16 protein-coding genes are annotated in these 17,045 nt (G+C 63.4%); 9 read left to right on the top strand and 7 right to left on the bottom strand.

From position 1 onward, the window contains the following. Positions 1-19 precede the first annotated feature (19 nt). Entirely contained in the window at positions 20-1,111 is a 1,092-nt protein-coding gene (locus tag AC1D0N_RS12760; RefSeq protein WP_477244318.1) for a LacI family DNA-binding transcriptional regulator, read from the bottom strand. 143 nt (positions 1,112-1,254) lie between these two features. On the opposite strand from AC1D0N_RS12760, the gene AC1D0N_RS12755 reads away from it, so the two are divergent. Beyond that, positions 1,255-2,286 carry a hydroxyacid dehydrogenase gene (locus AC1D0N_RS12755; RefSeq protein WP_477244316.1) on the top strand — a complete coding sequence of 344 codons (1,032 nt, stop codon included), beginning with the start codon at positions 1,255-1,257 and terminating at the stop codon, positions 2,284-2,286. On the opposite strand, the gene AC1D0N_RS12750 is transcribed toward AC1D0N_RS12755, so the two are convergent. Continuing rightward, the gene (locus AC1D0N_RS12750) at positions 2,283-2,969 is read right to left on the bottom strand and encodes a GntR family transcriptional regulator (protein WP_477244314.1); all 687 of its coding nucleotides are present in this window, start codon (positions 2,967-2,969) and stop codon (positions 2,283-2,285) included. The two genes, AC1D0N_RS12755 and AC1D0N_RS12750, sit on opposite strands and share 4 nt — an antisense overlap. Before the next feature lie 140 nt (positions 2,970-3,109). Here AC1D0N_RS12750 and AC1D0N_RS12745 point away from each other — a divergent pair, with 140 nt between their 5' ends. From AC1D0N_RS12745 to AC1D0N_RS12710, 8 genes are all read left to right on the top strand, one after another. Next, a complete protein-coding gene (locus AC1D0N_RS12745; RefSeq protein ID WP_477244312.1) occupies positions 3,110-3,697 on the top strand; it encodes an amino acid synthesis family protein in 588 nt (195 codons plus the stop codon). Beyond that, a complete protein-coding gene (locus AC1D0N_RS12740; protein WP_477244310.1) occupies positions 3,690-5,489 on the top strand; it encodes an alpha/beta fold hydrolase in 1,800 nt (599 codons plus the stop codon). The genes AC1D0N_RS12745 and AC1D0N_RS12740 overlap by 8 nt, the downstream gene beginning before the upstream one ends. Positions 5,490-5,494: 5 nt before the next feature. Then, positions 5,495-6,550, top strand: a complete 1,056-nt coding sequence (locus AC1D0N_RS12735; RefSeq protein WP_477244308.1) for an LLM class flavin-dependent oxidoreductase — start codon at positions 5,495-5,497, stop codon at positions 6,548-6,550. Beyond that, positions 6,550-8,025: an aldehyde dehydrogenase gene (locus AC1D0N_RS12730; protein ID WP_477244306.1), complete on the top strand. Its 1,476-nt coding sequence runs from the start codon at positions 6,550-6,552 to the stop codon at positions 8,023-8,025. The genes AC1D0N_RS12735 and AC1D0N_RS12730 overlap by 1 nt, the downstream gene beginning before the upstream one ends. Positions 8,026-8,108: 83 nt before the next feature. Continuing rightward, entirely contained in the window at positions 8,109-9,128 is a 1,020-nt protein-coding gene (locus tag AC1D0N_RS12725; RefSeq protein ID WP_477244304.1) for an ABC transporter substrate-binding protein, read from the top strand. A gap of 68 nt (positions 9,129-9,196) precedes the next feature. Then, complete coding sequence (locus tag AC1D0N_RS12720) at positions 9,197-10,057, top strand: ABC transporter permease (protein ID WP_477244302.1); 861 nt, start codon at positions 9,197-9,199, stop codon at positions 10,055-10,057. A gap of 1 nt (position 10,058) precedes the next feature. Continuing rightward, entirely contained in the window at positions 10,059-10,859 is an 801-nt protein-coding gene (locus AC1D0N_RS12715) for an ABC transporter permease (protein ID WP_477244300.1), read from the top strand. Then, a complete protein-coding gene (locus AC1D0N_RS12710) occupies positions 10,856-11,932 on the top strand; it encodes an ABC transporter ATP-binding protein (RefSeq protein WP_477244298.1) in 1,077 nt (358 codons plus the stop codon). The genes AC1D0N_RS12715 and AC1D0N_RS12710 overlap by 4 nt, the downstream gene beginning before the upstream one ends. Positions 11,933-11,955: 23 nt before the next feature. Here AC1D0N_RS12710 and msuE read toward each other — a convergent pair whose 3' ends face one another. The 5 genes from msuE to AC1D0N_RS12685 all read right to left on the bottom strand — a co-directional run bounded on the left by msuE (position 11,956) and on the right by AC1D0N_RS12685 (position 17,022). Continuing rightward, positions 11,956-12,516 carry an FMN reductase gene (gene msuE / locus AC1D0N_RS12705; RefSeq protein WP_477244296.1) on the bottom strand — a complete coding sequence of 187 codons (561 nt, stop codon included), beginning with the start codon at positions 12,514-12,516 and terminating at the stop codon, positions 11,956-11,958. Positions 12,517-12,713: 197 nt separating this feature from the next. Further along, complete coding sequence (locus AC1D0N_RS12700) at positions 12,714-13,781, bottom strand: ABC transporter ATP-binding protein (protein WP_477244294.1); 1,068 nt, start codon at positions 13,779-13,781, stop codon at positions 12,714-12,716. Positions 13,782-13,784: 3 nt separating this feature from the next. Further along, positions 13,785-14,633 carry a carbohydrate ABC transporter permease gene (locus tag AC1D0N_RS12695; protein ID WP_477244293.1) on the bottom strand — a complete coding sequence of 283 codons (849 nt, stop codon included), beginning with the start codon at positions 14,631-14,633 and terminating at the stop codon, positions 13,785-13,787. Further along, the gene (locus tag AC1D0N_RS12690) at positions 14,633-15,556 is read right to left on the bottom strand and encodes a carbohydrate ABC transporter permease (RefSeq protein ID WP_477244292.1); all 924 of its coding nucleotides are present in this window, start codon (positions 15,554-15,556) and stop codon (positions 14,633-14,635) included. Before AC1D0N_RS12690 ends, AC1D0N_RS12695 begins: the two co-directional genes overlap by 1 nt. Positions 15,557-15,744: 188 nt before the next feature. Further along, positions 15,745-17,022 (bottom strand): ABC transporter substrate-binding protein, encoded by a 1,278-nt coding sequence (locus AC1D0N_RS12685; protein ID WP_477244290.1) that lies wholly within the window; start codon positions 17,020-17,022, stop codon positions 15,745-15,747. Positions 17,023-17,045: the final 23 nt, after the last annotated feature.

Genomic DNA, 17,045 nt, shown 5'->3' with positions numbered 1-17,045 from the left:
CCGTCTTCGACAATGGGGGCTATTGTCGGTTTCCTCCCCCGGAATGCGGGCCGTTGCCTGGCGAGCCAACGGATTCCCGCATCAAAACCTGACAAGGCTCGAGCCGCGCCTTGGGCGGCCCCTCCTCGCCTTCGATCCTGGCAAACAACACGTCCATCGCGTGGACGGCGATCTGGCGGACCGGCTGCACCACGGCGGCGATGGCCGGCCATGTCACCTGCATCCATTCGGCATCGTCGAAGCCGACCAGCGAAATGTCGTTGGGGCAATGCCAGCCGCGCCGCCGGAATTCGGACAGCGCCACCAGCGTGCCCTTCAGGAACAGCGAATAGACCGCCGTCGGGCGCTCGCCTGCATTGGCGCCCCCACCCTCAACTTCACATTTGTCAAAATAATCGCGCAGCTGCGCTCGGAGCGGTTCGACATCGGTTTCGGCAAGCACGACATCGATGCGGACATCCGGTGCCAGTTTGAGCGCGGTCGAGCGAAACCCGTCGAGACGGGCGCGCACCGTGGCCGCCTGTTCACCAAGACCGACGACCAGGATGTGGCGATGGCCCTTGCCGATCAGCTCGCGCGCCACCTCGGCACTTGCCGCCGCACTGTCGGCCGACACGGTGTCGAAAGCGTCGTCCGACAGCACGCGGTCGATCAGCACGCCGGTCATGCCGTTCAGCTTCATGAAGGCGGCTGCCGGGCCATGCTCGTTGCGCACCGGCGCCAGCACCACACCGGCCACTCGCCAGTCATGCATGCGCTCCAGTATCTCCTCTTCGCGCGCTTCCGATTCACGGCACGATGCCGCCACCAGCGTGTAGCCGCGCTGCTCGGCCAGGCTCTCGAGCTGGGTCACCATCTGGCCGAAGAATTCGCTTTCGAATTCCGGCATGATGGCGCCGATGATACGGCGTTTGGCGCGCCGCATGTCCGAGGCCAGCGGATCGACCCGGTAACCCAGGAGTTCGACGGCATCGAAGACGCGTTGTGCATTTTCGGGCTTGACCGTGGTGACGCCCGCCATGACCTTGGAGACGGTGGCGGCGGACACGCCGGCACGGCTTGCCACGTCGTGGATCGACGGACGCCGCTGCTGGGCTTGCCGATGCGCCATTGGTCCTCCTCCCGAGGTCGGGACCTTGCACCTTGTCCCGTGTGTGAATGGATAAATCGATTTTTCGCAGTTGTAAATCGTTTAATCCAAGGTAAGAGTTTGTTTCGAGTGGCGCGGTGCGGATCGCGCCGGGAGGAATTGCCATGTCCAACAGCGCCTTGCCGCTGGTCATCAGTGCGCCCGAACCACGCACGCTCGACCTGATCTTCACGCCACCGCAGCTGGCGCGCTTTCGGGCGAAATACCGCATTGTCGAGACGACGCCCGACGGCGTGGCGACGCTGCCGGCCGATGTGTTGGCTGAAGCCCGCTACATCGTTGGCCAACCGCCGATCACGCCGCAGACGCTGGAGACAATGAAGGCGCTGCGCTGCGTCTTCAATGTCGAGACCAATCTCCTCAACAACATGCCCTACGAGACGCTGTTTGCACGCGGCATCCATGTCGTCACCACGGGCCTAGTCTTCGCCGAGCCGGTCGCCGAGCTTGGCCTTGCCATGGCGCTCAACCTCGCCCGCAACATCGTCGACGCCGACCTCGCCTTCCGGCAGGGCAAGGAGCTTTGGGGCGGCGACGGCAACCAGACGGCACGGCTGCTTTCGGGCGCCGATGTCGGCATCGTCGGTTTCGGCGATCTCGGCCGCGCGCTGAACCGGCTGCTCACAGGCTTCCGCACCCGCACAAAAGTCTTCGACCCATGGCTGCCGCCGTCGATCCTGATCGACAATGGCGTCGAGCCGGCCTCGCTCGACGACGTCCTGTCGACCAGCGATTTCATCTTCGTCGTCGCTTCCGTGACCTCAGAAAATCAGGGCTTTCTCGGCGCAGACGCCTTCGCCAGCATGCGCAAGGGTGCTGCCTTCATCCTGCTCAGCCGCGCCGGCGTCGTCGATTTTCCCGCATTGATGGACGCGGTGAAGAGCGGCCATATCGTCGCGGCCAGCGATGTCTTTCCGGAAGAACCGCTGGGGCAAGACCACCCTGTGCGTACCCTGCCCGGCTTCCTGCGCTCCGCGCACCGCGCCGGCGCACTCGACATCGCCTTCAAGCGCATGGGCGACATGGTGCTGGAGGACATGGACCTGATCGACCGCGGCCTCCCGCCGCTGCGCTCCAAGCGCGCCGAACGCGAAACCGTCTCGCGCATGCGGTCAAAGCCTGTGGACAAGAACTAGTCGGCGGCAAGAGCGCGGAGACGAAGCGTGTTGCGGGCGATCTGCCAGGCGGATTCGACATGCCGACGCGCCGCCGCCTCCGCCTCTTCAGGCTTGCGCGAACGGATGGCGTCCATGATTTCGGTCATTTCGGCGATCGCCGGCTCGCGGCGGTTCTCCGAGGCGATCGTCATCGAACGCAGCTGGTTGATGCGCACATTCAACCCGGTGACGATTTCCCAGGCAATGCGCTTATCGGCCGCCTCGAACAGCGCCTCGTAGAATTTGGTCGTCGCCCGCATCACCGCGACCGGCACGGCTGATGCCCAGGCTTCGAAAAGGTTGGTCAAAGCGCCATTGAGCAAAGCGATCTGCTCGCTCGTGGCCGACATGGCGCAAGCCCGCGCCGCGATGCCCTCTAGCAGCGCCCGCAATTCGTAGATCTCGTCGGTGCGGCCGAGATCCGGCTTGGCCACGGCAGGTCCGTGGCCCGGTATCATCTGCACCAGGCCTTCCGCCTCCAATTGCCGCAGAACCTCGCGCACGACCGAACGGCTGACCCCGAGCTGATCGCAAAGCGGCCGCTCGACCAGCCTTTCGCCGGGCTGGAAGTGGAAATCCATGATCGCCTCGCGCATGCGCTCCAGCGCCAGCGTCCGCAGCGTCTTGGCGGAGCGGTCGATCCGCAGCGTATCGTCTGACATTTTTTCTTTGCCTCCCTGGTACAGCCACAAAACAGATTCCATGGCCAATTGACAAGGTTCTTGGCGCTCCATAGCATGGTATACCATAAGACGCGATAAAGATGACGGCGCTGAACCGCGCCATCCGACCGAGGATTTTGATGAAACCGGCTATTCGAAAGATCGTCACCTACATCGAGAACACGCTGATCGAAGGCGGCAAGGCAGCACCCCAGCCGCTGCGTCTGATCGGCGTCGCCGCGGTGCTGACGAACCCCTGGGCAGGGCGTGGTTTCACTGAGGATCTGTCTCCCGAGATTCGCGCCATCGCCCCCATCCTCGGCGAAATGCTGACCCGCGAGATCATCGCCGTCGCCGGCTCGGGCGAGGCCATCGAAGGCTACGGCAAGGCGGCCATCTGCGGCACCTCAGGCGAGATCGAGCATGCATCGGCGCTGATCCACACACTGCATTTCGGCAATCACTATCGCCGCGCTGTCGGCGCCAAGACCTATCTCGCCTTCACCAATCTGCGTGGCGGACCGAACACGCCGATCATGATCCCGCTGATGGACAAAAGCGACGAGGGCCGACGCTCCCACTATCTGACCGTGCATTTCCAGATCGGCGATGCGCCGGCGCCGGACGAACTGGTGGTGGCGCTCGGCGCTTCCATTGGCGGCCGCCCGCATCATCGCATCGGCGACCGCTATCAGGATCTGAAAGAGGTCGGGGACCTGCATGGCTGACGTCGCCGCCTCCACATGGGTCAAGGACACGGCTCCCGACGGCACCGGCTTCATCCGTGCCGGCTCCGGCACGCCGGTGCTTCTCATCCACGGCGTCGGCATGAATGCCGCAATCTGGCAGACGCAGATCGCGTCGATGAAAGACCACTACGATCTGATCGCCATCGACATGCTCGGCCATGGCAACTCGCCGCTGCCACCGGAAAATGCCGCGCTGTCTGACTTTGCCGATCAGGCGATCCGCCTGCTCGATCATCTCGGTCTCGCCTCGGTATCGATCGTCGGTCATTCCATGGGGGCGCTGGTCGCTCTCGAAGTCGCCCTGCGCGCACCGTCGCGTGTCGGCTCCGTGGTCTGTCTCAACGGCGTGTTCCGTCGCCCTGAGGCACTGGCGCAGGCCGTGCGCGAACGCGCCGCCGCGCTCGGCTCTCACGGCGTCCCTTCCGCCATAGCCGCAACGCTTGCCCGCTGGTTCGGCGACCCGCTGCCGGCCAGTCTGGCCGGCGCGGCCAACATGGCGCGCACGGCCTTGGAAAGCGTTGACGCCGAGGGCTACGCGCGCACCTACCGCCTGTTTGCTCACGCCGATACCCAGCATGTCGATCGGCTGGCCGAGCTCGCAGCGCCGGCACTATTCATGACCGGATCGGAAGACAGGAATTCCACTCCCGCCATGTCGGCGGCGATGGCTCGGCTTGCACCACGCGGCCAATGCCTCGTGCTGAGCGGCGAAAGGCACATGATGACAATCGCTTCGCCAGAAAAAGTGACTCAACACATCATGGCGTTTCTCGATGCGGAGAAAGACGCTGCCGCCAGGCTGGAGACTGCTCCTGCATTTGACTCCAGCGAATTCAGGCGGGCGCTGGGCTCGTTCCTGACCGGTGTCACCATCGTCACCACGATCGGTGCGGAAGGCGAGCCGCGCGGCTTCACCGCCAACTCCTTCACCTCGGTTTCGCTCGAGCCGCCGCTGGTGCTTGTCTGCATCGCCAAGAAGGCGTTGGGGCACAGCGCGTTTTCGACCTCAAGAGGTTTCGCGATCAACATCCTGTCGGAGAGCCAGAAGGCTGAATCCGGCATCTTCGCCTCCAAGGCCGCCGACAAATTCGCTTCCGTTGCCTGGCAATCCGGGCAAACCGGCAACCCGCTGATCGACGGTTCCGTTGCCGTGTTCGATTGCGGCATGGAGCAACTGGTCGACGCCGGCGACCATTCGATCCTGATCGGCCGCGTCCGGGATTTCACCCACAATGGCGCGCAGCCGCTCGGCTATTGCCGCGGCACCTATGTCACGCCGGGCCTCAGCCAGGAGGCGCTGGCGGCAGCACCGCATGGGACCGAAGTCGGCGCCATTCTCGAAAATGAAGGCCGCGTGCTGTTTTTCGAAACACCGGACGGTTTCCACGAATTGCCGGCCGGGCGCGGGCTAGGCTCGCCGAAGGATGCCCGCAGCCTCAAGGGATGCCTCGCCGCCAAGGCCGTCGACGCACAACTCGGCTTCCTGTTTGCGGTGTGGGACGACGCGGCCGATCCGTCGCGCTCGCACGTCTACTACCGGGGAACGGTCACCGCTCCCAGTCCCAGTGATCGCCAGACCCGTCTTGTCGACATCGACCATATCGCCGATCTCAAGGTCGCTGATCCGGCGGTTCGTTCCATGCTGACCCGCTATGTCCGTGAACGCACGGAAGATGCATTCGGTGTCTATGTCGGCAACGAGGTCGAAGGCGAGGTCCGGCCGCTCGCCAAGCCCGTGCCTTCGCAAGTTCTTCATTCCGGTCGCAGGTGACGCCGATGAAATTTTCGCTGTTCGTCCACATGGAGCGCTCGGATCTGGCGAAGCCGCATTCCGAGCTTGTTGCCGAATTGGAGGATCTGGTCCTGGTGGCCGAACAGGCCGGCTTCGAGACCGCCTGGATCGGCGAGCATCACGGGATGGAATTCACCATCTCGCCCAACCCGTTCATCAACATTGCCTATCTCGGCGCAAAGACCAGCACGATCCGGCTTGGCACCGGCACGATCGTCGCGCCGTTCTGGCACCCGATCAAGCTCGCAGGCGAAGCGGCGATGGCCGACGTCATCACCGACGGACGGCTCGACATCGGCATTGCGCGCGGCGCCTACAGCTACGAGTACCAACGGCTTTTCCCCGGGCTCGAAGCCTGGGGCGCTGGTCAGCGCATGCGCGAGATGGTGCCTGCGATCCGTGGCCTATGGGACGGCGATTTCGAACTCTCCGGTGAGTTCTGGTCGTTCCCGTCCACCACCTCATCGCCCAAGCCGCTGCAAAAACCTTATCCGCCGATCTGGGTGGCGGCGCGTGACCCCAACTCGCACGACTTCGCCGTTGCCAACAAATGCAATGTGCAGGTGACGCCGCTCGCCTCCGGCGACGCAGAAGTGGCGAGCCTCATGGAGCGCTTCAACACGGCCTGTGCTGCCCACCCTGAAACGCCACGACCGGAAATCATGCTGCTGATGCACACATTCGTCGCCGAGGACGCGGCCGACGCCGATCGCCTGACGCAGGATCTGTCGCAATTCTATTGCCAGTTCGGCGCCTGGTTCCAGAACAAGAAGCCGGTGCGCCAAGGCGTGCTGGAGGCGCTGACCGAGACCGAGATTGCGGCCATGCCGCAATATGCGCCTGACAAAATCCGGCAGAATCTGGTGATCGGCGAAGCCGACGAAGTGATCGCCAGGCTCAAGACCTATGAGGCGCTCGGCTACGACCAGTATTCGATCTGGATCGACAGTGGCATTTCGCACGAGCGCAAGAAGAAATCGCTGCAGCTGTTCATCGACAGGGTGATGCCGGCCTTTGCCACACCGCAGGCGGGATCGTGATGAGCACCGGCGAATTCAGGAACTACATAGACGGCCAGTTCGTGGAGGCCGCCGCAACCTTCGACAGTGTCGACCCGTCGACCGGCGCGCCTTGGGCAAAAATGCCCGCCGCAACGGTGGCCGACGTCGATCGTGCCGTCGAGGCCGCCCACCGGGCGCTGCGCTCCGGCCCATGGGCCGCGATGACGGCGACGGCGCGCGGCAAGCTTCTGGTGCGGCTCGGCGATCTCGTCGTCGCCAATGCCGATCGGCTGGCGCAGCTCGAGACACGCGATACCGGCAAGATCATCCGCGAGACCCGCGCCCAGATCGCCTATGTCGGCGACTACTACCGCTACTATGGCGGGCTCGCCGACAAACACGAAGGGGCGTTCGTTCCGATCGACAAGGCGGATATGGAGGTGACGATCCGGCCGGAGCCGATCGGCGTCGTTGCCGCCGTCGTGCCGTGGAATTCGCAGCTCTTCCTGTCGGCCGTCAAGCTTGGGCCAGCGCTCGCCGCAGGTTGCACCGTCGTCCTCAAGGCATCCGAGGACGGGCCCGCCCCGCTGCTCGCTTTCGCCGAACTCGTCGACGAAGCCGGATTTCCCGCAGGCAGCGTCAACATCCTGACCGGCTTCGGTCACGACTGCGGCCACCGCCTGACCAGCCATCCGCTGGTCGCCCGCGTCGCCTTCACCGGCGGCCCAGCGACGGCCCGCCAGATCGTCAGGAACACGGCGGAAAACCTCGCCTACACCACGCTGGAACTCGGCGGCAAAAGCCCGGTGGTGGTGTTTGCCGATGCCGATCTGGAAAGTGCGGCTAACGCCGTCGTCGCCGGCATTTTTGCCGCCACCGGCCAGAGCTGCGTCGCCGGCTCGCGGCTCTTGGTCGAGCGCTCGGTTAAGGACGAGTTTCTCGCCCGGCTCAAGCAAAAAGCAGAAGCCATCAGAATTGGCGACCCGCAGGATTCCTCCACCGAAATGGGGCCGCTTGCCACATCGCGCCAGCGCGAATGGATCGAAAAGACCGTCGCCGAAAGCCTCGCCGCCGGCGGCCGGCTGGTCACAGGCGGCAAACGCCCTGAAGGCAAGGCGGACGGCTTCTACTATGCCCCGACGATCATCGAGGTACCCGATCAGACCCTGGCTTGCGTGCGCGAAGAGCTTTTCGGCCCGGTGCTGAGCGCGCTGGCCTTCGACACCGAGGCCGAAGCGTTGGCACTGGCCAACGATACGAAGTTCGGCCTGGCGTCCGGCGTCTTCACCACCAATCTCGCCAAGGCGCACCGCATGGCGCGCGGCATCCACGCCGGCGTGGTCTGGATCAACACCTACCGCGCCGTCTCGCCGCTAGTGCCGTTTGGCGGCTACGGCCAGTCCGGTCTCGGCCGCGAAGGCGGCATGGACGCGATCCGCGACTACACGCGTTCGAAATCGGTCTGGATACGCACCTCGGACGACCCAATTCCCGATCCTTTTGTCATGCGGTAGCCGCCGCAGGCCGGGGATTCGCGATCAAGGCGAAAACGCCGATCGCGAACAGCCAACAACGAAAACAAACAGAGGAGAACGACATGAAACTGATCTTCACCGGCATCCTTGCCGGACTTCTGGCAACAACAGTTCTGGCAACGACGGCCGCCAAGGCCGAGGAAATGGTGTTCACCAGCTGGGGTGGGACGACGCAGGAAGCGCAGACCAAATCCTGGGCGGAACCGTTCTCGGCCGCATCCGGCATCAAGGTCCTGCAGGACGGTCCGACCGACTACGGCAAGCTGAAGGCCATGGTCGACGCCGGCAGCGTCAATTGGGATGTCGTCGACGTCGAGATGGATTTCGCCATCAAGGCGGCCAAGGACGGCCTGCTGGAGCCGATCGATTTCACTGCTGTGCCGAAGGCCGACCTCGATCCGCGCTTCACCACCGACCATGCCGTCGGCAGCTTCTACTATTCCTTCGTGCTCGCCTGGAACAAGGGCGCCGTTTCGGGCGAGCCTGCCGGCTGGGCAGACATGTTCGACGTCAAGAAATTCCCGGGCAAGCGCACCTTCTACAAATGGTCGGCGCCCGGCGTCATCGAGATCGCACTGCTGGCCGACGGCGTTCCCGCCGACAAGCTCTATCCGCTCGATCTCGACCGCGCTTTCAAGAAACTCGACACCATCAAGTCGGACATTGTTTGGTGGGGCGGCGGCGCGGAGTCGCAGCAGTTGATCGCTTCCGGCGAGGCGGCCTTCGGCCAGCTCTGGAACGGCCGCGTCTTTGCGCTTCAGCATGACGAAGCCGATGTCGGCGTGTCCTGGACCCAGAACCTGACGGCGGCCGACGTTCTGGTGGTGCCGAAGGGCGCCAAGAACAAGGATGCGGCGATGAAGTTCCTGGCTGCGGCGAGCAGCCCGGCCGGCCAGGCAAAGTTTGCCGAAGCCAGCGGCTATGCGCCGATCAACACCAAGGCCAAGGCGGAGATGGCGGCGGACGTCGTGAAGTCGCTGCCGGACGCCCATGTCGACGGACAGATCAACCTCGACATGAACTATTGGGCCGAAAATCGCGACGCCATCGCCACGCGCTGGTACGCCTGGCAGGCGAAGTAACGGCTGCTGCCGCAACAGAACGGGACGAGACAGCGCAGGCTGTCTCGTCCCACAAACAGGTTCCCGCCATGTCGGTCGAAACGCGTCAGAGCTTTGGAGCTTTCAGGATGCCGGCAGGCTTCGGTGGCCTGCTGCCGGCGCTGATCCTGATTGCGCTGTTCTTCGCCGTCCCGGTGCTGGCCCTGCTGTTGCGCAGCGTCACCGAGCCGGCGCCCGGCCTGCAGAACTACGCGACATTGCTGGGCGACGGCACCTATGCGCGGGTGTTCTTCAACACCTTCCTGGTTGCGGCGGTCGTCACCGTCGTTACCGTGCTAGTCGCCTTTCCAGTCGCCTGGATGCTGGCGATCATGCCGGCGGCCCTCGCCTCGATCGTCTTCGGCATCATCATCCTGTCGATGTGGACCAATTTGCTCACCCGCACCTATGCCTGGATGGTGCTGCTGCAGCGCACCGGCGTTATCAACCGGACGCTGATCGCCATTGGCGTCATCGACCAGCCGCTGCCGCTCATCAACAATCTCATCGGCGTCACCATCGGCATGGTCTACATCATGCTGCCCTTCATGATCCTGCCGCTGGTCGGCACCTTGCGGGCGATCGATCCGATGACGCTGCGTGCCGCGGCCCTCTGCGGTGCCAGCCCGTTCCAGGCATTCCGCCGCATCCTCCTGCCGCTGTCGCTGCCCGGCATCGCCGCTGGTGGCCTGATGGTGTTCGTCATGTCTCTCGGCTATTTCGTCACCCCCGCGCTGCTCGGCGGCACGTCGAACATGATGCTGGCCGAAATGATCGCGCAGATGATCCAGTCGCTGCTCAATTGGGGGCTCGGCAGCGCCGCCGCCTTCATCCTGCTGGTCGTCACCATGGCGCTCTACGCATTGCAGCTGCGCCTTGTCGGCGCCCGGCGCGTGACGGGAGGCATCTGAGATGCTGCTCGATTACGACCGTATGGGATGGCTGAAAATTGCCCTGCTCGGCTTCACCGCGCTGGTCGCCGCCTTCCTCCTCTTGCCAGTGGTTTTCATCGTTCTGCTGTCGTTCGGATCGTCGCGCTGGCTGGCCTTTCCACCGCCCGGTTGGACACTGAATTGGTACCAGGAGCTGTTTGCCGACCCGTCCTGGCTGGAGGCGGCGCTGACCAGCGCCCGCATCGCCACCATGACGGCGATCCTTGCCGTGGTGATCGGCCTTCTCGCCTCGTTCGCGTTGGTTCGCGGACAGTTCCGCGGCCGCGAAATCCTGCGCGGCCTGCTGCTGACGCCGATGGTCCTGCCGGTCGTGGTCTTCGCCATCGCCATTTACGCCTTCTTCCTGCGCCTCGGCCTCGGCGGCACAACGATCGGCTTCGTCATCGCCCATACCGTGCTGGCGCTCCCCTTCGCGATCATCCCGATCGCCACGGCGCTCGAAGGCTTCGACAAGTCGATCGAGGATGCCGCGATCGTCTGCGGCGCCAGCCCGCTTGAGGCAAAGCTCAGGATCACCTTGCCGTCGATCCGCATCGGCATCTTTTCCGCCGCCATCTTTGCCTTCCTTGCCTCCTGGGATGAGGTCGTCGTCGCCATCTTCATGGCCAGCCCCACCTTGCAGACCTTGCCGGTCAAGATCTGGGGCAGCCTGCGCTCGGATCTGAGCCCGGTCATCGCCGCCGCCGCCAGCCTGCTCGTCGGTCTGACGCTTGCCCTGATGGTAGTGACGGCACTCCTGCGCCGAAAGTTCCAGACATGACCCAGCCCTTCCTTTCTATCCGCAGTCTGCGCAAAGCGTTCGGCGCGATCACCGCAGTGCATGATGTCACACTGGACATTCCAAAGGGTCAGTTCCTGACCTTTCTCGGGCCGTCGGGTTCGGGAAAATCAACGACGCTCTATGCCATAGCCGGCTTCCAGGATCCGAGCTCCGGCGATGTCCAGCTGGAAGGCAAATCCTTGCTGGCGATACCCTCGCACAAGCGCAACATCGGCATGGTGTTCCAGCGCTACACGCTGTTCCCTCACCTGACAGTGGCCGAAAACATTGCCTTTCCGCTGCGGGTTCGCCGCCGGCCGGAAGCCGAGGTGAAGAAGAAGGTCGGCGACATGCTGGCCCTGGTACGGCTGGAAAGCTTTGCCGCGAGACTGCCTGGCGCGCTGTCGGGCGGCCAGCAGCAGCGCGTCGCGCTGGCCCGGGCGCTGGCCTACGACCCGCCTATCCTGCTGATGGATGAGCCGCTTTCAGCGCTCGACAAGAAGCTGCGCGAGGAAATCCAGGCCGAGATCCGCCGCATCCACCGCGAGACCGGCGTCACCATCCTCTACGTCACACACGACCAGGAAGAAGCGCTGCATCTATCGGACCGCATCGCCCTGTTCAAGGACGGTCGCATCGAGCAGACCGGCACCGGTGAGGACCTCTATCTCAGGCCGGCAACCGACTTCGTCGCCGGCTTCATTGGCAACTCCAATTTCCTCGCCGCCGAACATCTCGAAACCGTCGACGGGGCGGCAACGATCCGGCTGGCGGACGGTTCGGTCGTCTCCGGCGTGAGCGTCAACGGTGCTTTCGAGAAGGGGCAAAAAACCAGGTTGATGATCCGGCCGGAAGCGTTTGGCATGGAGCGAAAGCCGGCGAGCGCGGAACTCGCTGTCGAGATCGTCGATGTCGCCTTCTATGGCGAACGCCGGCGCATCGTCGCGCGCACCGCCGTCGGACAGGAGATCGACATCAGGCCGACATCCGCCGCCATGCAATCGCATGATGCAGCACAGTCCTCACGGCAGGTGTTTTTCGATCCTGCCGCCGCGTTCCTGTTTCCGGTCTGACCGTAATTCAAACAGACTGAGATCTATTCAGCGGCAACCCTGGCGGCTGGGCGATTGGCGAGCACAAGCCCGACCTCGTCCACGGCTTGCGCGACGCGCTTCAGGATCGGCTCCGACCGAAGCACTCCGTCGGTGAAATCCTTGTCGGTGGCGTAGACCGCCGTCGGCAAGGCAAGCGCTTCAAAGAAGCCGAACAGCGGCCGCAATTGATGCTCGACGATCAGCGCATGCCGCTCGCCGCCGCCGGTCGCCAGCAGCACCACTGGCTTGCCCTTCAAGGAGACCGGATCGAAGAGATCGAAGAAGTGCTTGAACAGGCCGGTGTAGCTGCCCTTGTAGGTCGGCGAGCCCACCACCAGCACATCGGCATTGACGATGCTGTCGAGGATGGCCCGCGCCTGCACGTCGAGGTCACGTGCCCATTTGGCGCCGCCGAGCGACGGGCCGAGATCTTCCACGTCGTAGCTGCTCGCCGACAGGCCATGCTGGCGCGCAATGTCCTTCACCACCTTTTCGACGAAGCCGCGCGTCTTGGACGGCCGGGTGAAATTGCCGGAAAAGCCGACGACGGTTGGATTGGGCATGCTGTGGCACCTTCTTGCTACGGGCAAGCCCGCCTTCAGTGTCTACAAGTTTGATAGACTTCCGAATGCGGCAAAAGGAATGATAGGCCTTTCGGCACCGCCACGACGAACTATTTTTCCATTCGTTCGCGCAAACGGATAATGGCGGCGATCAATTTTCGGCGAGCGACACGAACCGTCCAACCGGCACGAAACCCTTATCCGATGCGGCTGCCGCCTGCCGGATCGAACAGATGCAGCGCCGCTGGATCGGCGGACAACCGCACCGTGTCTCCCGGCCGAACATTGCTGCGCCCCATGACAAAGACGCAGACCTGCTGTCCCGCCATCTTGACGTAGAACTGGGTCGACAGCCCGAGCGGCTCCACCACCTCAACCTCCGCAGTGAGCGCACCGTCTTCGGCGAGCTGCATATGTTCTGGCCGCAGCCCGACGGTGAGCGCGTCGCCATTCTTCAGCGGCAAGCCATCCGGCAATCTAAGCTTCTGGCCATCGGCCAGCACCGCCTCCACCTTGCCGCCTTTGTCGACCGTCGCCGGCAGGAAATTCATGCCTGGCGAGCCGATGAAGCCGGCGACGAACATGTTGATCGGCCGGTCGTAAAGTTCGAGCGGATGGCCGACCTGCTGCACGAAGCCGTCATGCATGACGACGATGCGGTCGGCCATGGTCATGGCTTCGATCTGGTCGTGGGTGACATAGACCGAGGTGGTCTTGAGTTGCTGGTGCAGCGCCTTGATCTCGGCGCGCATATGGACACGCAATTTGGCATCGAGATTGCTGAGCGGCTCGTCGAACAGAAACACCTTTGGATCGCGTACGATGGCACGGCCCATGGCGACGCGCTGGCGCTGGCCGCCCGACAGCTGGCGCGGCAGGCGCTGCAGGAAACTGTCGAGGCCGAGGCGCTTGGCGGCAGCGCCGACCCTGGTTTCGATCGTCGACTTCTCGGCCTTCTTCAAGAGCAGGCTGAAGCCCATGTTGGACGACACGTCCATATGCGGGTAGAGCGCGTAGGACTGGAACACCATGGCGATGTCGCGGTCCTTGGGTGCTACGTCATTGACCAGCCGGTCGCCGATGCGGATCTCACCACCCGAGACCTCTTCTAGCCCGGCGATCATGCGCAGCAAGGTCGACTTGCCGCAGCCGGACGGGCCGACCAGCACGACGAATTCGCCGTCGGCGATCTCCAGATCGACGCCGTGCAGGATGCGCAGCGAGCCATAGTCCTTCTCGACATGTTGCAGCGTGACGGAAGCCATCGGTTATCCTTTGACCGCGCCGGCGGTGAGGCCGGTGACGAGATAGCGTTGCAGGAAGGCGAAGAAGATGCAGACCGGGATCAGCGCCAGGATCGACGCCGCCATCATCTGCCCCCAGTCGACGGCGAATTTGCCGATATAGGTGAGCAGGCCGACGGCGAAGGTCTTCTGGTCGTCGCTGGAGATCAGCATCAGTGCGAACAAAAGCTCGCTCCAGGCAGCGGTGAAAACGAAGCCGAGCGTTGCGCCCATGCCGGGCAGCGTCAGCGGAACGATCACCTTGCGCATCGCCTGGGCGCGCGTGCAGCCGTCGATCATCGCCGCCTCTTCGAGGTCCCGGGGGATGCCGTCGAAGAAGGACTGCATCAGGAAGGTGGCGAAGGCGGTGTTGAAGGCGGTGTAGATGATGATCAGCCCGACCAGGCTGTTGGTGAGTCCGAGTTCTCCCATGACCCGGTAGATCGGCGGAATGACCATCACCAGCGGAAACGTCTGCGTCAGCAAAAGCATGATCGCAAGCGTCGCCTTGCCGCGAAAGGTGAAGCGCGACATGGCGTAACCGGCCAGCGTGGCGATGACGGTGACGAAGGCTGCCGTCGACACCGAAACGATGACACTGTTCATGAAATAGCGCGGAAAATCAGAGGCTTCCAGCACGGTGATGAAGTTGTGGAAGGTCGTCTGCGACGGCCACAGCGTGATGCCTTCGGAATAAAGCAGCCGCTCCGGCGTGACCGATATCTTCAGCGTCCAGAAGATCGGGAACAGTGCAAAGATCATGTAGGCGGCAACGGCGCTGTAGAGGCCGATGCCACTGACAATGCGCGAGGAGGTCGAGCGTCCGGCAATCATCAGACGTGCCTCACCAGCGAGCGGCGGATGGCGATCAGCGCGATCGCGTAGACGATGAGCAGCACCAGCAGCAGCACCGCCACCGCCGAGGCATAGCCCTTGTCCAGCGACTTGAAGGCGCTGACATAGATGTAGACCGGCACCGTGCTGGTCGAGCCGGCAGGTCCGCCCTCGGTCATGACGAAGATCAGGTCGGCGAAGGTGGCGATCCAGATCGTGCGCAGCATGACGGTGATGACGATGGTCGGCGCCAGGAACGGCAGCGTCACCTTGCTGAAGCGCTGCCATGGCGAAGCGCCGTCGATGGCCGCGGCTTCATGCAGTTCCGACGGGATCGACTTCAGCGCCGCCAGCAGCGTGATGGCGAAGAACGGGATGCCGAACCAGATGTTGGCGATGATCGGCCCCCACATGGCGGTGGCCGGATCGGACAAGACGTTGGTCGGCTCGGCCTTCAGCCCCAGCGCAAACAGCCAGTGCGGCAATGGCCCGATGATCGGATTGAACAGCCATGCCCAGGTAAGGCCGGAAAGGAAGGACGGCACCGCCCAGGGTAGGAACACCACAGCCTGCACGAACTTGCGGCCGATGAACGGTTTGTCGAGCAGCAGCGCCAGGCCGAGACCGAGGAAGAACTGGAAGAACAGGCTGGCGACCGTCCACCACAGCGTGTTGACCAGCGCCTGCCCCAGAACCTGGTCGGACAGCATCGCCTGATACTGGCCAAGGCCGACATATTCCGATTTGAAGGCGGAGAATTTGCGGAACGAATAGCTGATGCCGACGATCAGCGGCACCACAAGCACCACGACCAGAAGCACGATCGCCGGGCTGAGATAGAGCCAGGGCTCGATGGCGGCATGGGTCAGCCGCTTCGCTCGCGGCTTGCCTGCGGGTCGTATCGTGGACACGGCATAGGTCATACGGACAGCTTCGTTCGGTTGAAAGGGATGAGCCGGCGTCGATGACAGCGTCCTTCTCCCCGTCACTATACGGGGAGAAGATGCCGGCAGGCAGATGAGGGGCAGCGCGAACTCTTAGAGGATGGCGCCGCCCCTCATCCGTCACTTCGTGACACCTTCTCCCCGTGAACGGGGAGAAGGGAGAACAACTACTTCTTGTTCTTGGCCAGCCAGTCCTGCTGCTCCTTGGTCAGGAACGCGGCCCATGCGTCGGCCGCCTCCTTGGCCGTCTTCTGGCCGAGCAGCACTTCCTGGAAGTTCTTGATCGCCACCTGGTCGACGAAGTTGCCGAGGTTTTCCAAATGCGTCGGCGGCGTCACCATTTCATATTTGGAGGTGTCGCTGAGCTCGGTGAACCAGCCCTTGAACTGCTCGGTCTTGAAGTGGGCATCCTGGTCGGCGCCATTGTGGATCGGCACGACGCCGACCTCCTTGGCCCATTCCAGATTGTCCTTGGGCGACAACAGCGTCGCCATCAGCTTCCAGGCATCGTCCTTGTGCTGCGAATTGGCGAACATCGCCCAGCCGGCATAACCCAGCGTCGGATAGGATTTGCCGCTCGGCCCGACTGGCAACGGCGCCACGGCGAAGTCGTCGGCGCTCATCTTGTCGGCGATGCCGAGCAGCGCGTCGGGATCCTGGTTGAGCATGGCGCAGGTTCCGGAATAGAAACCGGTGACCGTCTCATTGAAGCCCCAGCTCACGGCATCCTTTGGCGCCAGGCCGTCCTTGTACATGTCGGCCAGCATCTGCAGGCCCTTGACCGAGCCTTCATCATTGATGGTCGAGGTGCCGTCTTCGTTGAAATAGCCGCCCTTGCCCTGAGCGATATTCATGAACATGTGCATGCCGTTGAAGGCGCCAGGGCCACCGCGCAGGCAGTAGCCATATTTGCCTGGAAGCGCCGAGATCTTCTTGGAGTCGGCAACGAATTCATCGAGCGTCGCCGGCGGGCCGTCGAGACCGGCCTCCTTGAACAGTTTCTTGTTCCAGAACAGCGCGTTCACATAGTAGCCGTAAGGGATCATGAACTGGGTGTTGTTGACCGTCGAGCCGAACTGCTTGGCCCGGTCGCCCAGCGTCTTGGCGTCGTCCCATTTGGCCATGTAGGGGCCAAGGTCCTCGAGCTGGCCGTTGGTGGCATAGAGGCCCATCCAGCGTTCCGGCATCTCGACGATGTCGGGCGTATCGCCGGCCTGCACCATGGTCAGGAATTTCTCGAAGGCCTGGCCCCAGGGCAGCGAGACCAGCTCGACTTTGACGCCCGGATTGGCCGCCTCGAACTCGGCGATCTGCTTCTTCAAGAATTCGGTGCGCGGCGGGCTGGTGATGACCTCGACCATCTTCAGCGTGGACTCGGCCAGCGCGCCGCTGGCGGAAATTGCCAAGCCGGCGGCAGTGGCAAGCATGATGCTCAGTCTTTTCATGTCAGGTACTCCCATTTTGAACT

The organism is Mesorhizobium sp. P2_E10 (assembly GCF_056404235.1).
Note: the sequence above shows the minus strand (reverse complement) of the source record. Positions and strands in the feature narration are given on the sequence as shown.